Source organism: Paenibacillus sp. FSL R7-0331 (genome assembly GCF_000758645.1).
GTDB classification, from domain to species: Bacteria; Bacillota; Bacilli; order Paenibacillales; family Paenibacillaceae; genus Paenibacillus_AQ; species Paenibacillus_AQ camerounensis.
Map to the genome: position 1 here is coordinate 6743954 of NZ_CP009284.1, position 21383 is coordinate 6765336.

Here is a 21383-nt window from a genome sequence, read left to right on the forward strand (position 1 = left end):
TTTCGAGGGAGTGTGTTTTCTGGTCCGGCGTAAATACGGCAGGCCAGGGCGGTACAGAACAAGGCCGCCCTGGAGCCGGGCGGCCTGAAATGCTCTATCTTTTTACGGCAGTAATCATAAAGCGGTGTTCCATGCTTTCGACATAGCCGTTCCGCTCAAGCTGCTGCTGCAGCAGAACAAGACGGTCATAGCACCTCTCTACCGAGAAGCCGGGGAATTCCCACTCAATAATCTTCGCAAAATACACCAGCGCCCCCACATCCCTGAACCGCAGCAGCGGGAAATTCTCGGAGGCCTCTATGACCGTGAACCCGCAGCTCCGCAGCTCACTGCAGACCGGCTCCAGGCAAAAAGCATCGTCCTCAGGCGCTGCACCGTCACCCAGCAGGAACGCTGACAACCCGCGGTTATTCTTTCCTCCGACCTGCTGGGTTATGAACACTCCGCCCGGCTTCAGAATCCGTTGCACCTCACAGGCCGAAAAGGCTTCATGCCGGTTCATAACCAGCTCAAACGAATCGTCTGCAAACGGCAGCTCCTCATCCGAAAACACCTGTCTAAGCTCAATCCCGTGCTTCGGAAGAAGCTTCCTGCACAGCTCCACATTAGGCGGGTAGGCCTCGGTAGCATAAGTACGCCCCTTGGGAGGGGACAGAGAGAGCAGGAATTCTCCGCCGCCTGTGCCCATGTCCAGCAGGTTGCCTGTTGTGCCTCTTATATATGCTCTGACTGCTGCTTCATAATTCCAGGGCAATTGCTCCTCTTCCATCCGTCCGGACAGTGCGGAGAAATCCCATCCCCGGAAGGAGCTCTGCTCCTCCTGCAGCCAGCTTTGCTTCCACTTATTCATGTCCATTTTGTCAGTTCCCATCGATAATGCCCCTCTCGCATGTGTATGTTGTACGTTCTGCGGATGAGGTGCAGCCGGGGACCGGCCCTGATAACATTTCTGATTCTTCAAAAGCCCGGCGCGATCCTGTTATCAGATCAGTACGGCTGCACCGGGCAGTTACCTCGTTTAATCACCATCATGACGGCCTCACTTTCGCTAGGTAAGCTGATGCTGCATCTTCATAGTAGCATGGAGGCGCAGCAAGGGGGAAGCCTGACGGCTCCCCCCGGATGTTATAAGCTATTATTGCCCCAGCGCAGCCGCAGCGGCATCCTCACCGCCGAGACGTCCGGAGGTGAACGAGTAGCCGAGTCCGACACCATTGCCGACGTAGGTATCATTGTACATTACGCCTTCGGACTCAAGGCCCACTGCATACAGCCCCTTGACCGGCACCCGCTTGTCATTCAGTACCTGGAACTTCGTGTTGACGATTAAGCCGCCTACAGATCCAAGGTTGTTGATCTCCGCAATTACTGCATAGTAAGGCCCGCTTTCGCCCATCGGCAGCAGATATTCCTTGGCTTTGCCAAATTCACTGTCCACACCGCTTTTCGCTGCCGCTTCATATTTCGTAAAAGCATCCTTGAACACAGCCGCATCCATACCGGCGTTAGCAGCCAGCTCTTCAATGGTGCTGCCTTTATATCCGTCCCCGTTTGCAGCCATGGAATCAAATACCTTCTCCGCATTCTGCCACGGATTCTCCAGGGTGAACTTGTCCGCGAAGGCAGCATAGAACTCCGGCGGCATTCCCGGCAGACCCGGTGCTTTTACCCCGTTCATCCCCTTGGCCGCAAGTGCATCCAGCTGTGATTTGGAGACGATAACCAGATGATAGGCCCCGTTAAAAGCACTCGTATTCGCCGCAGCTACAGCCGTAAGCGTCGCCGCTTCATCCCTGAATCTGGCTCCCGACGGGCCGACATTCATAAAGGTAGGCAGATAGGTCGTCATCAGCGGATAGCTGGCCTGGAACGGCTCATATTCCGCCTTCAGCTTCTCTGTTGCTCTGGCCAAGGTCTGGTGCAGCATTTGTCCGCCGAAATTATCCGGCACCTTGGCTCCGGCTTCCCAGGCCATTTTCAGGCCTTCCCCGATATTCTGGCCGAGTCCGCCGTTAACACCTTCAAATCCAAAGGCTTCCTTTACCATTTCCGCGTTGGCGGCGTAACCGCCGGTTGCCATAACAATGCTTTTACCCGTAATTTCCAGGGTCGTGCCGTCAGCCTTCTCAGCTATTACTCCGGTTACTTCACCGCCTGCACCTGTAATCAGCTTCTTGGCTGTGGTCTCCGTAAGGATCTGGCCGCCGCCCTTTTCTACTGATTCAGCCAGCATAGCCCGCAGCAGCTCCTGGCGTGTCTCATAAGCCGGAAGCATATGCAGCTGTTCACCGCCGAAGTTGATAAAGGTTGTAGAATAGCCTTTTCCGGTCAGCCAGTCGTAGGTTTCCCCTGACTTGGTTACATATTGGCGGATCGCCGCCGCATCCACCCGCCAGTGATTGTTGACAATCCAGTCGGAGATCTCCTTCTCCACGTTCACCTTAAGCCCGCTGCTGACTGCGGCTGAGGAATTGTAGAATTTCCCCGCCCACGACAGGTTACTCGCTCCGCCGATGGTCGCTGTTTTCTCGATAAGAATGACTTTGGCGCCTGTATCCGCCGCTGATACCGCCGCTGATACACCAGATGCCCCTGCACCTACCACTACTACATCTGCCGACAGCTGCTCTGTTTTGCCTGCGCCTGCCTTGGCTACTTCTCTGGATTTGAAGGCTGCAACGTCGCCGCCGGCCTGGTTAAGAGCATTCTCTACAGCTGCCAGAATGGCATTGCTGGACTCGGAAGCACCGCTGACCGCATCTACCTTCAGCGTCTGGCCCGTGATGATCTGCTCCCTGATCTTGTCGATGGCCTCTACGCCGATTCCGGCGGTTTCGGTCTGGCTGAGAACCTTAATGTCCGTAATAGTCTGTTTGTCGTCCAGTGTGACTTCGACCTGGATTGTGCCGTCTTTGCCGTCTGCCTCCGCTTTGTAGGTTCCCGCTTTAAAGGAAGCCGGGACCCCGCTGTCGTCTGCCGCCTGCTGCGTAGCCTCGGGTGAGGCCGCCGGCTGCTCTGTTGCCTCCGGGTCCGCGGAGTTACTGCTGCACCCGCCAATGACGGCAAGGAGCATAATCAGACTAATGGATACCCTAAACATTCTGGTTAAGCCTCTCTTACGCACTTTCTTGTTCCCCCTGTCGGTTAATGGCAGTCCGTCTCCTCTCTGCTGAGCTGCGGCTGCCTGATATTGATGCCCTGAGTCTAAACCTTGGTGCAGCACCAAGGTCAATGAATTCGTTGTGAATTTTTTCTCAAACTATAGGGATATTGATTTCCAGATACGTCCTGTTCTCATCCCGCAGCCGCTCTGTGAATAATATCTTGCCGAATATATCGCCGCTCACGGTGTAGCCCTGCTCATCTGCATAGTCCAGCATGAACTGGAACGTTTTATGTTCAAGGTAATCTTCATATGAGGTTAGGATTACAGACGAGATGCAGGTATACGGCGGAATGTACTGCATGCTGCCGTTGATGCTTACACCGAGCTTTTGCTGATCCTCTTCAAGCAGTGCCAGCCCCCAGCTGTAATCAAGCTCCCCGCTCCAGCTGATGCTCTGTGCGTCTCCTGTGCGGAAGGAGTAGAAGGTGAACGGCAGCAGGTCCATCCAGGCCTGGACCGTCTGTTTCAGATCTTCCTTTTGCAGCAGCTGGTTCTTGTCCGTCTGCTCTATCCGGTACATGCCCGGCATCTGCCGGATCCGGCAGGTGTAGAGTGCAGCCTCCAGCCCTGTGAGCCCGTTATGGATGGCATTGATCTTGTCCAGCAGCATCGTGCTCCGCCGGATCTCTTCCTCCAGCTGCAGCTGCGCGGCGTAGATGGAATCCACCACCCGCTCCGCCGGCGCCCCGTTAATCAGCTCAGCCACATTGTGCAGCGGAATCTGCATGCTCCGGTACCAGCGGCTCGACAGCAGATTCCGGGCATCCAGATCATTGAAATAACGGTAATTGTTACGGCAGTCCTTCTCCGGCCTGACAATATCATGCTTCTCATATAAACGCAGCGTATCCGCCGTTATGCCCAGTATGGATGCGAACTCTCCGATCGAATATTTCATAAAAAGCCCCCCAGCTTTGCCGAAATTCTTTTATATTCATATCATTAATGATAATTGGTTAGACTGGGAGGTTTTGTGGTATTTGTCACAATGCTGAAGCACAGCCGGCTGAACGCAAAGAAGCAGCCCTGCCCGGGCCGCTTCTTATCAATGATTTATTGTTATGGCGATTCCTTTACTGGGTACGTCCCTCACTTAGCGTCTGAACAGCCTTCGTGATGCGCCGCTGCCGGGTTTCCGCAGTCTTGGCATCCTCAATGGACAGTACAAACCGCCGCTTGCCGCTGTAAGATAACCCGTCAAAAAACCTCCGGGCCGCAGGCTCAAGGTCAAGCGCTTCAGCAAAATCTTGTGGTACACTCACCTCTCTCGGCTCGTTGTCGTGCACAAGCTCAACCTCAATTTCATCACCGGCGCTGACACCAGCCCCCTTCCGGTTCTCTGCACTGAGCGGGAGCATAAACTGTCCGCCCATTACTGCTACCGTACTGGCATACGTGTAACCGTTAACCGTTACTTTGACTGCCGGCTTCTTGCCTTGCCCCAAGCTCTCAATGACTTCATCCGGCACGGGAATTCCCGTAGCCGTCTTGCCTCCCAGTATCACAGTTGTCCGGAACTTCATCTGAATCCCCCAGTCCGATTGTAATTATGAAGATTACTCCCATTGTAGAGCTGCGGCATGTACTTTTCCAGTCGCCCGTTACTACAAATCTCGTATATACTTAAAGCTACCAATCCATGCTATAAGCAGAGGTGACTCCTCTATGAATCTCACTGAAAAAGTACACAGCCTCCCCTTATCGCCCGGCGTCTACCTGATGAAGGACAGCCTCGGCCACATTATCTATGTCGGTAAGGCCAAACGGCTGCGCAAACGGGTGCAGTCCTATTTTTACAATAATAAAGGCCACTCCCCCAAGGTCGTTCAGCTCGTCCGCCAAATCAGGGATCTGGAGTACCGGCTGACTGATACAGAATTTGAGGCCTTTATGCTGGAATGCCAGCTCATCAAAGAAATCAAGCCGATGTATAACCGCAAAATGAAAAATCCGCTCGCTTACAGCTATATTTCTGTCCGTGAAGATAAGGGACGCCGTCAGTTTGAAGTCAGCTACGATCCCGGTCCGCCCGGCAGCAAGCTGTTTTTTGGCCCTTACACGAGCAGAAGCACAGTAGAGCGTGCCCTGCAGGGCATTAAGGAGAGCCAGCGGATTCTTTGCAGCAGCCCGAATGCCCGGGGCTCCCTCTGCCTCAACCATTCTCTAGGGCTCTGTATCGGCATGTGCGGCGGCGGTGCTGCGCTTGAAGACTATAATGTTATTATGGACCGGATTATCGCCCTTTTAGACGGCAGCGACACCGGTATTCTCAGTGATCTGGAGCAGCGCATGGCGGAGGCGGCAGAACGGTTTGACTTTGAAGCAGCAGCCAAATACCGCGATTATGCCGGAGCCGTCCAGGCGCTGCTGCAAAAGGAGAAGGTCTCGCGGTTCACCGGCGAGAACAACAATATCGCTGTGCTGGAGCCGATGGACGGGGACAGCATTAAGCTAATTCTGATCAAGGGCGCACAGATTATATACCGTGATACGCTACATTCACAGCAACTGGACCGAACGCAGCTGCAGGCTGCGGTATATGGGGCGATTCTGGAACAGTTCGCTGCTGCGGGTTCGGGTGTGGGTGCAGGTGCAGCAAGTGCAGGTGCAGCAAGTGCAGGTGCGGGTGCGGCAAGTGCAGGTGCAAGTGCGATCAACCGCCACACGATTGATGAGGCGCAAATTATCTACAGCTACCTCAAAAGCAGCTCCGGCAGCTACCTGATTATCCCGCCGGAATGGCTGGGATCTCCGCCGGCTCCCCTGCTGGAAAACGCAGTGGACAAGCTGCTGGCCGGCTGTCTTGAGCTGCAGGAGGACGCGGAACTGCGGGAGGACGCGGAGCTGCAGGAGGATGCTGAGACGCAGGAGGACGTAGAGACGCAGGAGGACGTAGAGACTCAGGAGGACGTAGAGACTCAGGAGGATGCAGAGACGCAGGAGGACGTAGAGCTGCAAGAGGATGCAGAGCTGCAGGAGGATGTGGAGTAACCAGCTAGTTTCTTCATGCTGCTATGCACTGGGAGCTGGCGCAGGCACATAATAGCTGGCTATTAGGTGGATTTTCGCCACTTAAATCCTTGCAAAGTTCTGCAACTGGGCGATTAGATGGAAAATCACCACCTAAATATCCCCTTTTTCCCGCACATGTAGGATATCGGCTGAAATAGGTGGCGAAAATCCACTTAATGCTTATAAAACCGGAAAAATGAACAAATTAGGTGGCGTTTATCCCACTAATCGTGCTAACCAAGCCTTTGCCCTGGGGGCACAGGCTTTTTCCTATACACCTGCGGCCATAATGGCTGATTCAGCCGCTTAGTGGGATTTCTCCCCTTACTTCCGCGTCCAACATGGCTGATTCAACTGCTTAATGGGATTTCTCCCCTTACTCCTGCGTCCAACGTGGCTGATTCAGCTGCTTAGTGGGATTTCTCCCCTTACTTCCGCGTCCAACGTGGCTGATTCAACTGCTTAATGGGATTTCTCCCCTTACTTCCGCGTCCAACGTGGCTGATTCAACTGCTTAATGGGATTTCTCCCCTTACTTCCGCGTCCAACGTGGCTGATTCAACTGCTTAGTGGGATTTCTGCCCTTACTTCCGCGTCCAACGTGGCTGATTCAACTGCTTAATGGGATTTCTCCCCTTACTTCCGCGTCCAACGTGGCTGATTCAACTGCGCAGCTGGATTTATCGCCTTATCCTCTGCGGTCATAGTAACTGGTTATGCTACATGGCTCAAATCCCCCACTACCTGTCTGCAGTCAGAGTGCCCGGTTTACACCCGCTTAATAGGATTTCTCCCTCTCCCCTGCGGCTCCATCTCCTCCCAACTAATACACAACAAAAAAAGGCTGCCCCGGTTCATTAACCGGAGGGCAGCCTTTTGGCTATATGGCTTTATATTCATGCTTCAATTCTCAGCATCTTGGCTATGCTGAGCCGGCGCAGGCTGCCTCGGGCAGCTTCCGCCCCTTTATGCCTGTGCGCCGCTTAGCAGCGCGCTAACACCCTCGCTGAGCGGAGTCTGCGGACGCTGCAGCAGCTTCTCCAGGTCGCCGCTCTCAATATCAAGCGCGCCTTCACGGATCGCCGCCTGGATGGCCACTACAATCGGCAGTGCTGCTTCCGGAACGCCTGCGCCGGCCATAACGCTTGAGTAAGTGGCATCATCCACCTGCTGCACCGGCACTTCCTTGCCAAGTGCGCCGCTGACAACTGCGGCCAGCTCCGATTGGGTAAGCGGCTTGCCGGATAGTTCATAGACCGCATTCTCATGGCCTTCACCGGTCAGGACAGCAGCAGCAGCCTCGGCATAATCGCGGCGGGTTGCCCAGCCCACTTTGCCTTCGCCGGCAGAAGTCAGCCAAGGCGCACCGGCCACTGCAGCCTGAATGGAGCCTGCTTCGTTCTCAAGATACCAGTTGTTGCGCAGGAAGGCATACGGAATACCGGATTCACGGATGAACTCCTCAGTTGCCCGGTGCACCGGTGCGAGGAAGAGGGAGCTTGCGTCTGCATGTCCCACGCTGGTGTAAGCAATGAAGCCCACTCCTGCACGCACTGCCGCATCTACCGCCGCCTTATGCTGGCGGATACGTGTATCATTGTCACCGTCTGCCGAGACAATCAGCAGCCGGTCCACACCGGCAAATGCCGCGTCGAGTGTCTCCGGCTGATCGAAATCACCATGGCGGACGTCAACGCCTAGCCCCCGCAGACTCTCTGCCTTCTCCGGATTTCTTACGCTGGCCACCAGGCTGTCTGCCGGTACCTTCTTCAGCAATGCCTCTGCTACAATAGATCCAAATTGTCCGGTTGCTCCTGTGAATCCGATCTTCATTTTACATTCCTCCGCAATCAAAATTTTATTAGAAATACCGTGTATATAGCTTTACTAACTGTTAAATTTTCCGTTCTTGTAACTATTGTAGTTACATGTCGGCCAATTGTCAAACGTTTAGTTTTCCTCCAACCCAAAAAACGGACTGCCCGCAGTCCGGAGACGCGCCGCAGCCCGAATGTTTGTTAGCCTTCCCGCAGGGTGCTATTCTTACAACATGTACTTATACCGAACAAGAAAGGTTCTGCCCTCATGTCTAAACCTGAAGCATCCATCTATACACGTTACCTTCCGTCTGTTACGCCTGATCCGCAATACACCGGCTCTGCGTACTGGCTGATTACGCATTCCGGTAAGCTGCTAGTAACAGAATCGTCTGAACAGACAGCCCTTCCGCTGCTGCCTTCTCTTGACGCGCTTGATGCTGTGCCTGCCCGGACCCTTTATCTCGGCTCCTTTGCCGGCATGCCCTGCTTCGCAGCCGAAGTACCGGCTGATACGCCTGAGCCTGCCGGCATGGCCTTCCGCCCTCTGCGCACCTTGTACGATGTGCTCGACGAGGATACATTCCACCTTGCCGGAAGAGCGCTGCAGCTGCTGGCCTGGGATGAGACGCATCAGTTCTGCGGCAAATGCGGGACCGCGACTGTTCTGTCAGGAACAGAGCATGCGCGCAGCTGCCCTGCGTGCGGTCAGCTCTTTTATCCGCGGCTGGCTCCGGCAGTTATAACGGCCATCCTGAAGGACGGCCGGATTCTGCTCGCCCACGCGCCCCATTTCCCGAATAATATGTATGGCCTGATTGCCGGCTTCGTTGAGCCGGGTGAGACGCTGGAGGACTGTGTGGCGCGCGAGATCAGGGAAGAGGTCGGCATTACGGTCAAGAACATTACTTATTTCGGCAGCCAGCAATGGCCCTTCCCGAATTCGCTGATGATGGGCTTCCTCGCTGAATACGAGAGCGGAGAAATCCGCGTAGACGGGATCGAGCTTGATCATGCCGCCTGGTTCTCCCCGGACAGCCTGCCGAACATCCCGCCGCGGGTCAGCATCGCACGTAAAATCATCGATTGGTATGTGCAGCAGCACAGCTAAGCCCTCTACAGCCTTTATGGCCGGACAAGCCGCCCAGGGGGATAGTGCTCCCGCCCGCAGCGCCGCGTCTTCAGCCTGTTCCTACCGGACTGCCGTTTTGAAGTAGCGGTACACTCTATCGAGCTTGCCAGCATGCCTGCCGCGCGGACTCTCCATGCCGCCGAACTCAAAAAACTTCACCTTACGGATGCCGACATAGCTGAACAACGCCCGCTTCATCAGGATCTTGTGCGCATTGCCCAGCCACAGCAGCGGGTAATGCGCCGGTCCTTTCATCACCGAAATGCAGACAACCGATTTCCCCTTCAGGAGCCCTTCCGGCAGCATACCGCCCTTATCCTTATAAGCGAAGCCCGAAGCAAACATCTGGTCAATATAACCCATAAGCATCGCCGGAGGCCGCCCCCACCAGATCGGATAGACCAGCACAATCCGGTCAGCCCACAGCAGCTGCTCACGGTATACCGCCAGCTTCGGATCGGTATGCATATCACGCCGGCGTTTATGCTCATTAAAAACCAGCACCGGATCAAAGCCCTCCGCATATAAATCGAGCACTTTTATTTCCTTCACTGCTGCATTATCCCGGCTTCCCCGCAGTACCTCCTGCAAAAAAGCATAGCTCAGACTCTGATGATTCGGATGTGTGTAGATAACCAGTGTGTTCATTACAGCACCTCTTTACTTATCATTTGATAACAAAATCCTAGCACAGTCGCAAAATAGTTGTCAAATGATAATTGTTTTGTGATAATCTTTTTGCTATGGTCAATTAGAGGTGATCTCATGAAAATGGACAACAACAGCGACAGCCCCCTGTTCGGGCAAATCGTAGCTTTTACAGCAGCTGTGCATCAAGTGGCGAGTGACATAACCAAAGACGTGAAATCCGGCACGCTTACCCCGGTTCAATATAAAATCCTTGAATATATAGCGGTCAGCCAGCCAGTCACACTCAGCGAGATCAGCGAGTGTATGCATATGTCCATGCCCAATACGAGCCGTGAGCTAAAAAAGCTGACCGAAAAGCAGCTCTGCGCCAAAGTTACCGATCCCGCCGACCGCCGCAAACAGGGCATTACCCTCTCCCCCGCCGGTGAACAGATGATGGGCGAGGCTTTCCTGACCATCGGCCGGCGTTTTGAAGAGCGCATTGTGCATCTTTCAGATGAAGAACGCAGGGAGATCGGGCTTGCGCTGGAGCTTCTGCAGCGGAAGGTTTTTTACTGATTCATCTCTTGCAGAGCAGCAGGAGCGGCCCACTATTTACCACAAAACCATTCTCTTCCTCCAGCGTCCAACTATAGACCATAAATCTATAGGCAAGGTGATACACACATGATCAAACGCAATACTGCGCTCCTCTCCCTGTTGATCCTATCCCTATGCAGCGGAGGTGCCGCCCATGCAGCCGCCCCGCCGCTGAAGCAGCCGGTCTCCCAGACCAAGCCTGCCGCCCAGCCCGTTCTCATCTATGAAACGGCGGTCCTTCAGGAGGTTACACTGCGCAGCCAGCCCGATGCCGCAAGTGACCCGGTTAAAGAGAAGATGCTCCCTGCCGGGACCAAAGTGCATGTAATCAGCGTAACGGATGCACTCTGGCTGAAGGTACAGACCGAGGATAATCTGACCGGCTACCTCTCAGCCAAGCCGAAATTCACGGACTATACCAGTGCCTCCCTTGTCCAAAAGCAGGCTGATGCGCTGCTCGCCTACGGCAGGACTTTTAACGGTACTCCCTATGAATTCGGTGCCTCTCCTGGACAGACCGGCACATTTGACTGCTCATCCTTCGTGAAACGCCTGTTTGCGGATATTCTATCCATTGAGCTGCCGCGCGTATCGTATGTTCAGGCTATGCAGGGCACCGAGGTCGGGCTGGATGAGCTGCGTCCGGGCGATCTGCTGTTCTTTACGTCGCGCGGCCTTCCTATCGGGCATGTCGCTATTTATGCTGGAAATAACAAGATGCTGCACACGTACTCCCCCAAGGAGGGCGTTCATACAGAAGCTTTTGACGGCCAGTGGAAAACACGTTTTGTGACCGCACGCAGATTGTTCTAGACGCACCCCGGCAGCATAAAAAGCCCTCAGCAGAGTCAGACCGGAGACGGCTGCTCTGTTGCGGGCTTTTTGGCTACTCGCAGTGACGCTATATTGTATGATTAGAGCTTCGGGACAAATCAAGGCTGTGCATTACCCGGTTTCTTCCGCCTTCTTTTGAAGCATAAAGCGCCTTGTCGGCCCTGTGAAGCAGGGTTTCCCCCGTATCTCCGTCTGCACAGGTCGCAATCCCGGCGCTGACCGTAAGACTTCCGGTATCCCAGACGGCAAGCTGAGTCTCCAGCCGCAGGTTCTCCGCCACCAGCCTGGCTTCATCAGCAGCCATATCAGGCAGGATCAGCACGAACTCCTCACCGCCGTATCTGGCAGCCGTATCCTTTTCACGGGAATGAAATCTCAGCAGGCTCCCCAGCTTCTCCAGTACATGATCACCGGTCTGATGCCCGAAGGTATCGTTAATGCGCTTGAAATGGTCTATATCAATAATCAGCAGCGAAAACGGCTCCCCGGTCTCCCGGAACAGCTTCAGCTGCTCACTCAGCATTTCTTCAAAATACCGCCTGTTCTTAAGTCCTGTAAGCTTGTCTGTCGTAGACAGCTCTACCAGGACAGCATTCAGCTCCATCAGCTCCTGCTGCTTCTGCTGAATTTCGGCATGAATCTGGTTCAGCCCGGCCAGCGCCTGATCTTTAGCCCAGTAAGCCTCTTCAATCTGCTTCTTAGCCGAACGCAGCTCCTGCTCGTAATCAATGCGCTTGCTCATCTGCACCAGTATACAGTCAATGACAGCTACCCCGTCCACTATAAGGCTCCGGCCGTTCATGATGTAGGGAACCGACCCGCCGCTCCCGTCCTTCAGGCTGATAAACAGCTCCTCCACATGGCCGTGCAGATTGATATTTGGGTAAAAATAGGAATGGAAAATCAGCTGGTTAGCCTTAGACATAATAGATTCGATATGCTTGTGCAGCAGCGCCTCCCGTGTGTATCCCATCAGATACAGGAAAGTGTGGTTCATATCCGTAATGATTCCCTGATGTGTTATTGACAGATAGCCGCACGGGGCGAACTCCAGCCGTTCATCCATTTTCTCTATAACCTCACAATACTGCAAAATATTCTTGGTCTGCTTACAGGAAGCCGCGGATCAGCGATATTGTCTCCTCCGGGTGGCTGATATGCGGATAATGCCCCTTGGCCTGCATCAGCCGAAGCTCGCTGTTCTTCAAATGCTTGTGCAGATATTCACCTACCTCAATAGGCACAATACTGTCATCCGAGCATTGCAGTATCAGCGTGGGTACTGCCGCATCAGCCAGCGACTTGCGGTGATCCGACAGGAAGGTAACCTCGGCGAACTCCCGGGTAATGACCGGGTCAGCAGAAATAAAGCTGCGCTCCAGATCCTGTGTAAGCTCAGGCAGATGCGGATTGTTCATGGCAAGCGGCGCCATAAAGCTGGCCCAGCCGCTGAAATTCATCTCCATCATATCCAGGAGCTCGGTAATATCGCTTTTCTCGAATCCGCCGAAATAGCCGTCAGCATCATTGAGATACCGCGGGGAGGGCCCGATCATGACCATTTTGGCGAACAGCTCCGGCCGTTCAATAGAAGCCAGCATACCTATCATGGAGCTGACAGAATGTCCTATAAAAATAATATCGGTCAGCTGCAGCAGTTCGATAACATCCAGCAAGTCCTGTACATACCCGCGGAAGTTACCGTAACGCTCCGTGCTGTACGCGCTTAAGTCGGAGTTCCCCGAGCCTACATAATCAAACAGCACCAGCCGGTACTCCCGCTCAAAGGCCGGTGTAATAAACTGCCACATGCTCTGATCGCAGCCGAAGCCGTGGGCCAGCACAAGGGTCTGCGCGCCCTCCCCGATTACTTTAACTTTATTCCGAACCCAAACCTCTTTCATTTACCATTGCTCCTCATCCTGATTCTATCCACTAATTGTGGAGGCGGGCGCCTTAAATGACAAGGAAATCGTTATGCCAATCCCCCTGATCATTCCAGCTAAAATGTGGCATTCAGGCAAATATTTGTTTCGCTCAGCCTATCCGGGGCGGCAGTGTCCGCTCAAAGGTCACCGGGCCGCTGCTTACAGCTTCCGGGCAAATTCATTCAGCTTCTCGGACATCTGCTGAATCTCTTCGATGAAGGCCGCAATCTGCTCCGAGGTTGCGGCCTGCTCCTGTACAATTAAAGCGATCTGCTGAATGGAGACACCCATCTGTGAAGTTGCTGTCTTGAAGGCCCCGAGTGTATCCTGAATGGTCCTGGTCGAGCTGACAGTCTCATTGGACAGCTTGCGGATCTCCTGGGCCACCACTCCGAAGCCTCTGCCCTTATCTCCGGCATGGGCCGCCTCAATTGCCGCATTAATGCCCAGCAGATGAGTCTGGCTGGCAACATTGTTTATAAGCGCCACTACCTTATCCGTCTCATTCACCTGCTCGCCGCTTCTCTGTGCAAGCGCAAGCAGCTGCTGGGTGAAGGCTGCCAGCTCACTTGCGCCGTCAGCTACCTGCAGCAGCCGGCTGCTTGCCTGCGAGAGAGAGCCGGCCAGCTGATCTGATATCGTCCGCAGCTCACGCTGGCGGCGCAGCTGCACTGCAATTCCGCCGATGACCCGGCCTTCCCGGTCATGGACAGGCGTAGCCGTTCCGGTGAATTCGAACCCGTAGAATTCGGCCGGCACCTCTGCTCTAAGCGGCGTATTGCTGCGGATTGCGGCCGTCAGCGGCTCCTCGGCATGCAGGAGCTGCCCCTCCCGGATATGCAGATCTATATTTTCTCCCGGCCAGTAGGCGAGGAACTTCTCCAGATCACAGACTGCGATTGATAAATCGGCGGGAACCGCCGCCTTGATTACAGGGATTGCTGCCATAAGCTGCTCAAGCGAATCAACGTTATACATTGTGTAGCCACCTTTTCCGGTAAATCTGAAGCAATACCTCAAATAACGAATGTCTAAATTTTATATAACCAATCTTGATTTATATCGGCTCGCGCCGGATTATATTCAAGCGTTGCGCAGTGTTTTTTGCTGCAGGCTGCGGAGCAGCTTCCGGCTGGTTTTGCGGGTTTGTTTTGATCTCGCCAGTCCGGCCGTAGGGACGGCAGCAGCCTAACGGCAAGCCGCCGGGCATACAAAAAGCGCCCCATAAAGGGCGCCGGGATAAGGACGAGTGTATTTGTTCTTCATTTGTTCTTCATTTGTTCTTCATTTGTTCCACTAATATCCTTCGCCAACTAAAAGGAATACCCCGCGTACTTCTCCGCATTGCTGATACTGGTCCAGATATCCGGGCTCTCCCCGCCGATATGCCAGTAGGCGATGCCGGCAAGCTTTTGCTCTGCAGCCAGATTAAACTTGGCGGTCAGCGAACGGCCATCCTCGATCCAAATCGTATGCTTCAGTGACTGCCGGGTATAGCTGGCTACATACTGTCCGAGCGTGCTGTTCCAGACCGGACGCAGGCCATAGCTGCTGATGAGCTGATTCTGCCCGGTAAGGGAGAGCTCGACCGAAGAGGGCTTCACGGAGCCCTGCTTAAGCGTCCAGTCCCGGGTATAGAGCGGCATGGCCAAAATGGCTTTTGAAGCCGGCACAGCCTGCAGCAGCCTGGTCACCGCCTGGCGGACATAGGGCAGCGATGCATTTGAGCCGGGGCTCATGCTCCCGCTGTAGTGCTCATCATAGCCCATCATCACCATGTAATCGGCCTGCTTGCCAAGCGCCGCATAGTCAAAGGCCTCTGTCCAGTCAGTCCCGAGATCCGGCGACACATCCACCGACAGTACAGCACCCAGCGTATGCAGCTTACCGGCCAGCTGTGTGACGAAGGTGGTCAACCCCGCCTTGTCAGCTGCGGCCACATTCTCGAAATCCAGATTCAGCCCGTCAAGGCCATGCTTGCTGACAAGCGCTCCCAGCTGATTAACAGCTGCCGTTCTCGCTGCCGGGCTGGACAGCAGCTGATGCGTCGCAGCCTGATCAAAGCGGTTACCGACCAGCGGCCATATGCGCTTGCCGTTGTTCTTGGCCCAGGTAACCATTGAGGCAACTGTCGAGTCCGAGACGGTTCCGGTGCCCCCTACAAAGTACCAGCGGGGAGATAAGACATTCACATTGGACTGCAAAACGCTTGCCTGATACTCCGCCACTGTCTGGCCATACTGCCAGCCTATAACAATCCGCTCGTCCTTGTCCCCCTCCAGCTCTGCTGCCCACTTCTGCTGCTGGAGCACCCGGTAGATCAGCACTGCCGTCTCCTGCCTTGTGATAGGAGACAAAGGCCGGAACGCTCCCGCGTCATCTCCCTTCATTAAGCCCAGGCGGTTAACAGCGGCTACAGCACTGCCGGCCCAGGCAGCAATACTGCCGCTATCCCTGAAAGCAGCCTGCAGTCCGGCGGTATTCCCCGTCTGCTTAAACGCCCTGGCCAGCCAGACGGCAGCCTCCTGCCGGGTCACCGGCTGTGCCGGGGCGAAGGCCGCAGCCGAGGTGCCGCCCGCCAGCTCCAGCTGAACTGCCGCCTGAACCCAGCCGTAGTACCAGGCGTTCCGTGCCACATCCTTAAAGGGTGAGACGGGACTCCCTACCGGCTCAAGCCTCAGCAGGCGGCCCAGCATCGTAATGAGCTCCGCCCGGGTCACTGTCCCCTGCGGGGAGAAGCTGTTCTCCGAAGTACCGGTTACTATTTGCCGGTTATATAAGTCTATGATTTCTTCTCTCGCATAGCTGGCTCCTATATCATCAAAAGGCTGCTTAGCTCCGGCAGATACAGCTGCCGCCGACGAGTAAGGTATGTACATAACAGCCGCGCACAAGACGGCTGCTGCTCCGGCCGCTACTCTTCCCCATATTCTGTTCACGTGTTAAAAGACGCTCCCTCCAGTATCATTTTGCCGAAGTATACCAGAGACAGAGTCTATTAGCACCGCTAAAATAATGGTAGAACACAAAAATGTAACAGTTTTCCAAGTCTTAAAACCCGGCAGGAGTTTAATTAGAAACGTGCGTGGTTATGAATGGAATATAGCATCTAAAGACCGTAATGATCACCCTTAGGAGGGACACGTACATGAAAGAGTCTGATTCACCCGCCCGCATAGCCGCAGCAGGCGATTCCGATCTGGCCGCAGAGGCGGTTGATGCCATTGAAGGCTTGTCCGGCGTTCATCCCGGCTACCGCCGCGCCCACGCCAGGGGCATCTGCTGCCGGGCGGTCTTCCGGCCCAACGGACTGGCTGCTGCCTTTACCTCCGCACCGCATCTGCAGCAGCAGGAGACAGCGGCGGTTGTCCGCTTCTCCGGCAGCTCCACCGACCCGGTGCTGGCCGATCTTTTATCTCCGGCTAAAGGCATGGCCGTACAGTTTTGTCTTCCCGGCGGCGGCACTGCAAGTCTGGTAGGGGCAACACTGCCGGTCTTTTTCGCCCGTACTCCCGAGTCATTCATCGATATCATCCGCACCGCACATAAGGCGCGTGAAGGAAATCTTGGCCCTCTTGAGCTCATCAAAGAGATCACAACGCACTTCAGCGAGAGTAGGGAGAGCTTTCTCAGCCTTAACAGGCTGAAGCCGCCCGCCAGCTATGCCGAGACCCGTTACTACTGCATTCACGCCTATTATTTTATTGATCCCGAAGGGATCAAGCGGCCGGTGAAATTTGAATGGACCCCTGACGCAGGTGTCCGTACTCTTTCTCTCACAGAGGCCAGACAGCAGCCGGACCGCTATCTGGAGGATGAGCTGGAGCTGCGGCTGAAGGCGGAGCCGGCGGTCTTCCAGCTCCATGTTATTTTTGGTGAAAAGGATGATCCCACCGATGACCCGACCCAAGCGTGGCCGGAGGACCGGCGGCGGATCGAGATCGGACGCTTGTATCTGACAGAAACTATATCAGAACCGGCTGGTCTGCTCATGGACCCGGCTGCCGTTACAGAGGGCATTGCCCTGTCGGATGATCCTATTCTTCAATTTCGCCATACGGCCTATAGAGAGTCTTTTTACAGGCGCAGTGCAGAACTATAACCCACGCAAGGAAGGACGAGGTTACTGATGGAGCAGGCTATGATTATTGTAAATCCCACCTCAGGTAAGGAAGAGGGTACGGGCTATGTTCGGATGGCGCAGGAGATACTGGAGGGTCAGGGATATGTAATTACGGTAAAGGAGACACAGCAGGAAGGCGATGCTGCCCGCTTCAGCACTGCGGCATGCGAGGAAGGCTACGGAATGGTTGTATCTATCGGCGGCGACGGCACACTGCACGAGGTAATTAACGGGCTGACCGGGCGGCAGCAATGCCCGAAGCTGGGTATTATTCCGCTTGGAACGGTGAATGACTTTGCCCGGGCCATCGGGCTTTCACTGATTCCCGAGGAAGCCATCCGTACACTGGCCTCCCCGGCCACCCGTTCAGTCGATGTTGGCCAGATGAATGAACGGCTGTTCATTAATGTCGTAGCGGCCGGTGCCCTTGCTGAATCGGTCTCCTCGGTAACCTCAGAGGACAAATCAAAATTCGGCTCGCTGGCTTATTTCAAAGAGGGGCTGAAGGAGCTTACAGGCAATACACCCAATCACCTGCTGATCAACCATGATGGTGAGGTATGGGAGGGGGATTCGCCGCTGTTTATTGCCGCCCTGACGAATTCAGTCGGCGGCTTTGAGCGGCTGGCTCCGGGAGCAGCAGTAGATGACGGCCTGATCCATTGCTTTATTATTAAGGATCTTACGATTCTAAGCACACTGACCGCCAGCATCTCCCTGCTGCTCGGCAACTTGAAGGACCATAAGGGAGTCGAGTACTTTGCCGCCCGCAGCGTAACGGTACAGTCTGCGGCCCCAATGCGGATCAATGTGGACGGCGAGGAAGGACCCGCTCTGCCGGTACGGCTCAGCGTGCTGCCCCGCCATGTCCGGGTCGTCGTACCGGAGGGGGAAAGCCGCTAGACAGCAGGTGTTTCATTACTGCCGCAAGCGACTCGGCACCTGCCGGCCTCTTAGCCGGCAAACTGGCTCTATGCCTGCTGCTGCAGCCTGCGGGCGTAGACGATCTGGCCGATGTGATAGGCATTATGCGTGGCGGCATTACTGATAATCTCCCACCACAGCGCAGGTTCCGGGAATCCGGCGACCTGCGCTTCCAGTCTGTCCCCGGTAAGCAGCGTCTGCCAGCGCAGCAGGACATCAAGCAGCTCGCTCTTCAGCTCACCGAACGGCACATTCTCCGGCAGGATGAAGCTGTTGTTGTTATCGCCTATAGGCGGCACGGCATTCATACGTCCCGCCTCATAGCGGCTCTGCCAGGTCCTGTTCCAGTAGAGCAGATGCTGGGTCAGTTCGGCAATACTGTGCATGCCTTCGCCCGGCTTCCAGAACGCCTCTTCCTCTGTCATTCCTTCCACTGCATGCATGAACGGCAGATACCAGCTTGGATCATTGGCACCGGCCAGCAATTGATTGACTAATACTTCTCTTGCATGAACCATTCTATTCACTCCCCGGCTTATATTGGTTTAATTTACCTTGATAGATCAACCCCAGCCGCTCACTCTGCCGGAAATCATCCGGCGTCACGAGCGCCGGTAGCTTGTTCCACAGCTTGATGCCGGAACGGTCCAGAATCTCGGCAACGAACTGGGAGCAGAAATAAGAGTTGCTAAATTCCACAGGCTCCTTCAATGCAATACCGATGACGCCCAGAATGTTATACAGGTATTTCTGACGGCTGCGGATAAAAATATGCAGCACCCGCTGCATTTTCTCCGCCTCCCGGACTGTAACCTTAAGTTCATAGATAACACAGGTCGTATTCGGATATTTACTGAACGTCCCCGTGTGCAGATCCTCCTTCACGAACCCCCCGTTCAGAGGATTGCTGGGATGCTTCCTGCCGAAGCTGTACATCTCCGACAGGTCACGGGTAAAAGAGATGGATGCATGGTTATACGGGGCCTTAGTATAACCTTGAATAAGCCTGGTGAACAGCGTTCCGGTATTCGTAAGCAATATAAAGACCGATTGGTTACCTTCCATTTACAAATTTTCCCCTTATCAATTTCGGACGTTTCCTTCATAATAACATATGATTCCTTTAATGGAATCTATCCCGGGACAGGCTGGTGATCGGCTTTTGAACAGCTCTTTATTCACGCTACTCCTTATTACAGGCGGCCTTTCCGCCATTCACGTGATCTACCTTGCCGTCAGCAGGCTTCAAAAGGACAAGGATTATACCGGTATCGGCTTCCGCATCAAAACCTGGTGGGGCATGCTGTTTATATTTTGCCTGGCAACCCTGTTTAATGCAGTGGTATCGCTGTTGTCGCTGATGGTGCTGTGCTTCTTCTCGCTCAAAGAATACTTCTCCATGATCCGCACGCGCAAGGCGGACCGCAGGCTGTTCCTGTGGGCCTACCTGGCGATTCCGCTGCAGTTCTACTGGATCTATATTGAGTGGTACGGGATGTTCATCGTCTTTATTCCGGTCTATGTCTTCCTGCTGCTGCCGCTCCCCCGGCTGCTGAACAAGGGCACACTCGGCTTTCTGCGCAGTGTAAGCTCTACCCAGTGGGGCATGATGCTGATGGTATTCGGGCTTAGCCATCTGGCTTACTTCCAGTTTGCCACCCCGGAATACGGCGCTGGGCTGGTGCTTTTTCTCGTGGTGCTTACTCAGCTTAATGATGTAGTGCACTATGTGGCCTCACTCTATTTCGGCAAGCATAAGGTGGTTCCGACTGCCAACCCGCATCTGACCTGGGAGGGCTTTGTCTGCGGTTTTGTGGTGACAACTGCCGTGTCTACTCTTATTTATTCCTATCTGACACCACTCACCCCGCTGTTTGGATTGCTGTCAGGGGTACTGATTAGCTTAAGCGGATATTTCGGCAGCCTGACTGTCTCTGTACTGAAGCGCGACCTGCTGATCGGGGACGATGACAAGTTCGCCGCCCTGCAAAAAAGCTATCTGAGCCGGGTCGACAGCCTGGCGTATACCTCGCCGATCTTTTTCCATGTGATCCGTTATTTCTTTGATTTTATGTGAAACCGGCAGGTCAGGCATCCCTTACTCCAGGGGGTGTCTATTTTTTTATTTCTTGCAGCCGAAAAACACGCAGGGTTTCATAAAAGGCCTTCGTCTATTACACGGGAAGGAGGAGAGCGTTATTGATGAGGAAATCTTGATCAGGCAAATATTGCAGGGCGACCATGCTAAATTCCGCAGCATTATCGACAGCTATGGAAGGCATATCTATCAGGTCACCTATTCCGTGCTGCAGCAGTCCCAGGATGCGGAGGATGCTGCACAGGAGGCTTTTATCCAAATTTATAAATCTCTCCCCCTGTACCGTTCAGAAGGCTTCAAGACCTGGATTACCCGGATCGCCCTGCACAAAGCCATCGATATTAAGCGGAAGCTGAACCGCCGGAAGGCAGAAGTAAGCGTCCCTGAGGATGGAGCCGTTCAGCTTGCCGACCACCGCTCAGACGTCGTCCGCCAGCTGCTGAAGAAGGAGCAGAAGGAGCTTCTGCGGCACAAGATTTCGTCACTCCCCGACCAGCACCGCGGAATTATTGTTGATTTCTATCTCAACGAAGAGAATTATGAGCAGATTGCCCTCAAATCACAAATTTCGGTAAGGACCGTGGAGTCCAGGCTGTATAGAGCGCGGCAATGGATCAGAACCCACTGGAAGGAGACCTCATGGGATGAATAGAGACAATATACAGCACGAATGGAAGCGGTACGTACAGGGAGAGCTGACAGCGCCGGAGCGGGAACAGATGGATAGAATGCTGCTGGAGGATCCTGAAGCGCTTGGCAGCTACCTGCTGGCTCTGGAGAATTTACCGGTACCGCTGCTGTCTGGTGGGGACGCCTTTGCTGATCAGATCATGGTCCGGATTGCTCCTCTTTCAGCTTCAGCAGTACCGGAGACCGGCACCGGGCGTTCCCGGCTTGGGCGGCTGCTGGGTAATCAGTGGCTGCATTATATTGCAGCGGCCTGCATCACGATGCTGTTCATCTCCGCGGGCATATTCGACAAGCTGGCTCCCGGAAATATCGGTGTCACTGCCCAGACCAAGCAGCCTTACAGCGAGATTATGGTAAAAAAAGCAACCGGCTGGCTTGCAGAAATGAAGCCGGCTCCCTATAAACAATAACAAGTGAAAGGACTGAACA

At 54.4% G+C, this 21383-nt stretch carries 21 protein-coding genes; 9 read left to right on the forward strand and 12 right to left on the reverse strand.

The features are described from left to right. Positions 1-94: 94 nt before the first annotated feature. From R70331_RS29345 to R70331_RS29360, 4 genes are all read right to left on the reverse strand, one after another. Complete coding sequence (locus R70331_RS29345) at positions 95-871, reverse strand: class I SAM-dependent methyltransferase (RefSeq protein ID WP_231576376.1); 777 nt, start codon at positions 869-871, stop codon at positions 95-97. A 264-nt stretch (positions 872-1135) separates the two neighbouring features. Next, positions 1136-3100 carry an FAD-binding protein gene (locus R70331_RS29350; protein ID WP_081947799.1) on the reverse strand — a complete coding sequence of 655 codons (1965 nt, stop codon included), beginning with the start codon at positions 3098-3100 and terminating at the stop codon, positions 1136-1138. 154 nt (positions 3101-3254) lie between these two features. Next, a complete protein-coding gene (locus R70331_RS29355; protein WP_042181663.1) occupies positions 3255-4064 on the reverse strand; it encodes a MerR family transcriptional regulator in 810 nt (269 codons plus the stop codon). A 175-nt stretch (positions 4065-4239) separates the two neighbouring features. Further along, on the reverse strand, positions 4240-4689 hold the full coding sequence (locus tag R70331_RS29360) for a YdeI/OmpD-associated family protein (RefSeq protein WP_042181665.1): 450 nt from the start codon (positions 4687-4689) through the stop codon (positions 4240-4242). A gap of 142 nt (positions 4690-4831) precedes the next feature. Between R70331_RS29360 and R70331_RS29365 the strand changes: the two genes are divergently transcribed. Beyond that, entirely contained in the window at positions 4832-6157 is a 1326-nt protein-coding gene (locus R70331_RS29365) for a UvrB/UvrC motif-containing protein (RefSeq protein WP_081947800.1), read from the forward strand. Positions 6158-7144: 987 nt separating this feature from the next. Here R70331_RS29365 and R70331_RS29370 read toward each other — a convergent pair. Next, on the reverse strand, positions 7145-8011 hold the full coding sequence (locus R70331_RS29370) for an SDR family oxidoreductase (RefSeq protein WP_042181667.1): 867 nt from the start codon (positions 8009-8011) through the stop codon (positions 7145-7147). 252 nt (positions 8012-8263) lie between these two features. Here R70331_RS29370 and nudC point away from each other — a divergent pair, with 252 nt between their 5' ends. Further along, positions 8264-9106, forward strand: coding sequence for an NAD(+) diphosphatase (gene nudC / locus R70331_RS29375; RefSeq protein WP_042181668.1), 843 nt, complete (start codon positions 8264-8266; stop codon positions 9104-9106). Between the two features lie 81 nt (positions 9107-9187). Here the strand turns inward: nudC and R70331_RS29380 are convergent, their stop codons facing one another. After that, positions 9188-9775, reverse strand: coding sequence for an NAD(P)H-dependent oxidoreductase (locus tag R70331_RS29380; protein WP_042181670.1), 588 nt, complete (start codon positions 9773-9775; stop codon positions 9188-9190). A 123-nt stretch (positions 9776-9898) separates the two neighbouring features. Here R70331_RS29380 and R70331_RS29385 point away from each other — a divergent pair, with 123 nt between their 5' ends. Both R70331_RS29385 and R70331_RS29390 read left to right on the forward strand, forming a co-directional pair. After that, positions 9899-10336, forward strand: a complete 438-nt coding sequence (locus R70331_RS29385; RefSeq protein ID WP_042183467.1) for a MarR family winged helix-turn-helix transcriptional regulator — start codon at positions 9899-9901, stop codon at positions 10334-10336. A 108-nt stretch (positions 10337-10444) separates the two neighbouring features. Then, positions 10445-11170 (forward strand): C40 family peptidase, encoded by a 726-nt coding sequence (locus R70331_RS29390; protein ID WP_081947801.1) that lies wholly within the window; start codon positions 10445-10447, stop codon positions 11168-11170. Between the two features lie 88 nt (positions 11171-11258). Here R70331_RS29390 and R70331_RS29395 read toward each other — a convergent pair whose 3' ends face one another. From R70331_RS29395 to R70331_RS29410, 4 genes are all read right to left on the reverse strand, one after another. Next, positions 11259-12257 carry a sensor domain-containing diguanylate cyclase gene (locus tag R70331_RS29395; protein ID WP_042181672.1) on the reverse strand — a complete coding sequence of 333 codons (999 nt, stop codon included), beginning with the start codon at positions 12255-12257 and terminating at the stop codon, positions 11259-11261. A gap of 43 nt (positions 12258-12300) precedes the next feature. Then, entirely contained in the window at positions 12301-13095 is a 795-nt protein-coding gene (locus R70331_RS29400) for an alpha/beta fold hydrolase (RefSeq protein ID WP_042181674.1), read from the reverse strand. Between the two features lie 183 nt (positions 13096-13278). Beyond that, positions 13279-14097: a methyl-accepting chemotaxis protein gene (locus R70331_RS29405; RefSeq protein WP_042181676.1), complete on the reverse strand. Its 819-nt coding sequence runs from the start codon at positions 14095-14097 to the stop codon at positions 13279-13281. 335 nt (positions 14098-14432) lie between these two features. Continuing rightward, on the reverse strand, positions 14433-16058 hold the full coding sequence (locus R70331_RS29410; RefSeq protein ID WP_156131216.1) for an S-layer homology domain-containing protein: 1626 nt from the start codon (positions 16056-16058) through the stop codon (positions 14433-14435). 209 nt (positions 16059-16267) lie between these two features. Between R70331_RS29410 and R70331_RS29415 the strand changes: the two genes are divergently transcribed. Together R70331_RS29415 and R70331_RS29420 are read left to right on the forward strand one after the other, a co-directional pair. Further along, entirely contained in the window at positions 16268-17221 is a 954-nt protein-coding gene (locus R70331_RS29415) for a catalase family peroxidase (RefSeq protein ID WP_042181678.1), read from the forward strand. Between the two features lie 27 nt (positions 17222-17248). After that, positions 17249-18145: a diacylglycerol/lipid kinase family protein gene (locus tag R70331_RS29420; protein ID WP_042181680.1), complete on the forward strand. Its 897-nt coding sequence runs from the start codon at positions 17249-17251 to the stop codon at positions 18143-18145. A gap of 68 nt (positions 18146-18213) precedes the next feature. Here R70331_RS29420 and R70331_RS29425 read toward each other — a convergent pair whose 3' ends face one another. Next, positions 18214-18684, reverse strand: a complete 471-nt coding sequence (locus R70331_RS29425; RefSeq protein WP_042181682.1) for a DinB family protein — start codon at positions 18682-18684, stop codon at positions 18214-18216. 1 nt (position 18685) lies between these two features. Then, complete coding sequence (locus tag R70331_RS29430; protein ID WP_042181684.1) at positions 18686-19231, reverse strand: hypothetical protein; 546 nt, start codon at positions 19229-19231, stop codon at positions 18686-18688. A gap of 97 nt (positions 19232-19328) precedes the next feature. On the opposite strand from R70331_RS29430, the gene R70331_RS29435 reads away from it, so the two are divergent. The 3 genes from R70331_RS29435 to R70331_RS30850 all read left to right on the forward strand — a co-directional run bounded on the left by R70331_RS29435 (position 19329) and on the right by R70331_RS30850 (position 21364). Further along, positions 19329-20243: a phosphatidate cytidylyltransferase gene (locus R70331_RS29435; RefSeq protein WP_042181686.1), complete on the forward strand. Its 915-nt coding sequence runs from the start codon at positions 19329-19331 to the stop codon at positions 20241-20243. A 136-nt stretch (positions 20244-20379) separates the two neighbouring features. Next, positions 20380-20916: an RNA polymerase sigma factor gene (locus R70331_RS29440; protein ID WP_231576377.1), complete on the forward strand. Its 537-nt coding sequence runs from the start codon at positions 20380-20382 to the stop codon at positions 20914-20916. After that, on the forward strand, positions 20909-21364 hold the full coding sequence (locus tag R70331_RS30850; protein ID WP_052419270.1) for a hypothetical protein: 456 nt from the start codon (positions 20909-20911) through the stop codon (positions 21362-21364). The genes R70331_RS29440 and R70331_RS30850 overlap by 8 nt, the downstream gene beginning before the upstream one ends. The last annotated feature ends 19 nt before the right edge of the window (positions 21365-21383 follow it).

Excerpts from the sequence above, each read along its gene's own strand:
- R70331_RS29345 (WP_231576376.1), bottom strand. The coding sequence starts at position 871 with ATGGGAACTGACAAAATGGACATGAATAAGTGGAAGCAAAGCTGGCTG.
- R70331_RS29430 (WP_042181684.1), bottom strand. The coding sequence starts at position 19,231 with ATGGAAGGTAACCAATCGGTCTTTATATTGCTTACGAATACCGGAACG.
- R70331_RS29420 (WP_042181680.1), top strand. The coding sequence starts at position 17,249 with ATGGAGCAGGCTATGATTATTGTAAATCCCACCTCAGGTAAGGAAGAG.
- R70331_RS29365 (WP_081947800.1), top strand. The coding sequence starts at position 4,832 with ATGAATCTCACTGAAAAAGTACACAGCCTCCCCTTATCGCCCGGCGTC.
- R70331_RS29370 (WP_042181667.1), bottom strand. The coding sequence starts at position 8,011 with ATGAAGATCGGATTCACAGGAGCAACCGGACAATTTGGATCTATTGTA.
- R70331_RS29355 (WP_042181663.1), bottom strand. The coding sequence starts at position 4,064 with ATGAAATATTCGATCGGAGAGTTCGCATCCATACTGGGCATAACGGCG.
- R70331_RS29425 (WP_042181682.1), bottom strand. The coding sequence starts at position 18,684 with ATGGTTCATGCAAGAGAAGTATTAGTCAATCAATTGCTGGCCGGTGCC.
- R70331_RS29390 (WP_081947801.1), top strand. The coding sequence starts at position 10,445 with ATGATCAAACGCAATACTGCGCTCCTCTCCCTGTTGATCCTATCCCTA.
- R70331_RS29415 (WP_042181678.1), top strand. The coding sequence starts at position 16,268 with ATGAAAGAGTCTGATTCACCCGCCCGCATAGCCGCAGCAGGCGATTCC.
- R70331_RS30850 (WP_052419270.1), top strand. The coding sequence starts at position 20,909 with ATGAATAGAGACAATATACAGCACGAATGGAAGCGGTACGTACAGGGA.
- nudC (WP_042181668.1), top strand. The coding sequence starts at position 8,264 with ATGTCTAAACCTGAAGCATCCATCTATACACGTTACCTTCCGTCTGTT.
- R70331_RS29400 (WP_042181674.1), bottom strand. The coding sequence starts at position 13,095 with ATGAAAGAGGTTTGGGTTCGGAATAAAGTTAAAGTAATCGGGGAGGGC.
- R70331_RS29405 (WP_042181676.1), bottom strand. The coding sequence starts at position 14,097 with ATGTATAACGTTGATTCGCTTGAGCAGCTTATGGCAGCAATCCCTGTA.
- R70331_RS29380 (WP_042181670.1), bottom strand. The coding sequence starts at position 9,775 with ATGAACACACTGGTTATCTACACACATCCGAATCATCAGAGTCTGAGC.
- R70331_RS29360 (WP_042181665.1), bottom strand. The coding sequence starts at position 4,689 with ATGAAGTTCCGGACAACTGTGATACTGGGAGGCAAGACGGCTACGGGA.
- R70331_RS29350 (WP_081947799.1), bottom strand. The coding sequence starts at position 3,100 with ATGTTTAGGGTATCCATTAGTCTGATTATGCTCCTTGCCGTCATTGGC.
- R70331_RS29385 (WP_042183467.1), top strand. The coding sequence starts at position 9,899 with ATGGACAACAACAGCGACAGCCCCCTGTTCGGGCAAATCGTAGCTTTT.
- R70331_RS29395 (WP_042181672.1), bottom strand. The coding sequence starts at position 12,257 with ATGGATGAACGGCTGGAGTTCGCCCCGTGCGGCTATCTGTCAATAACA.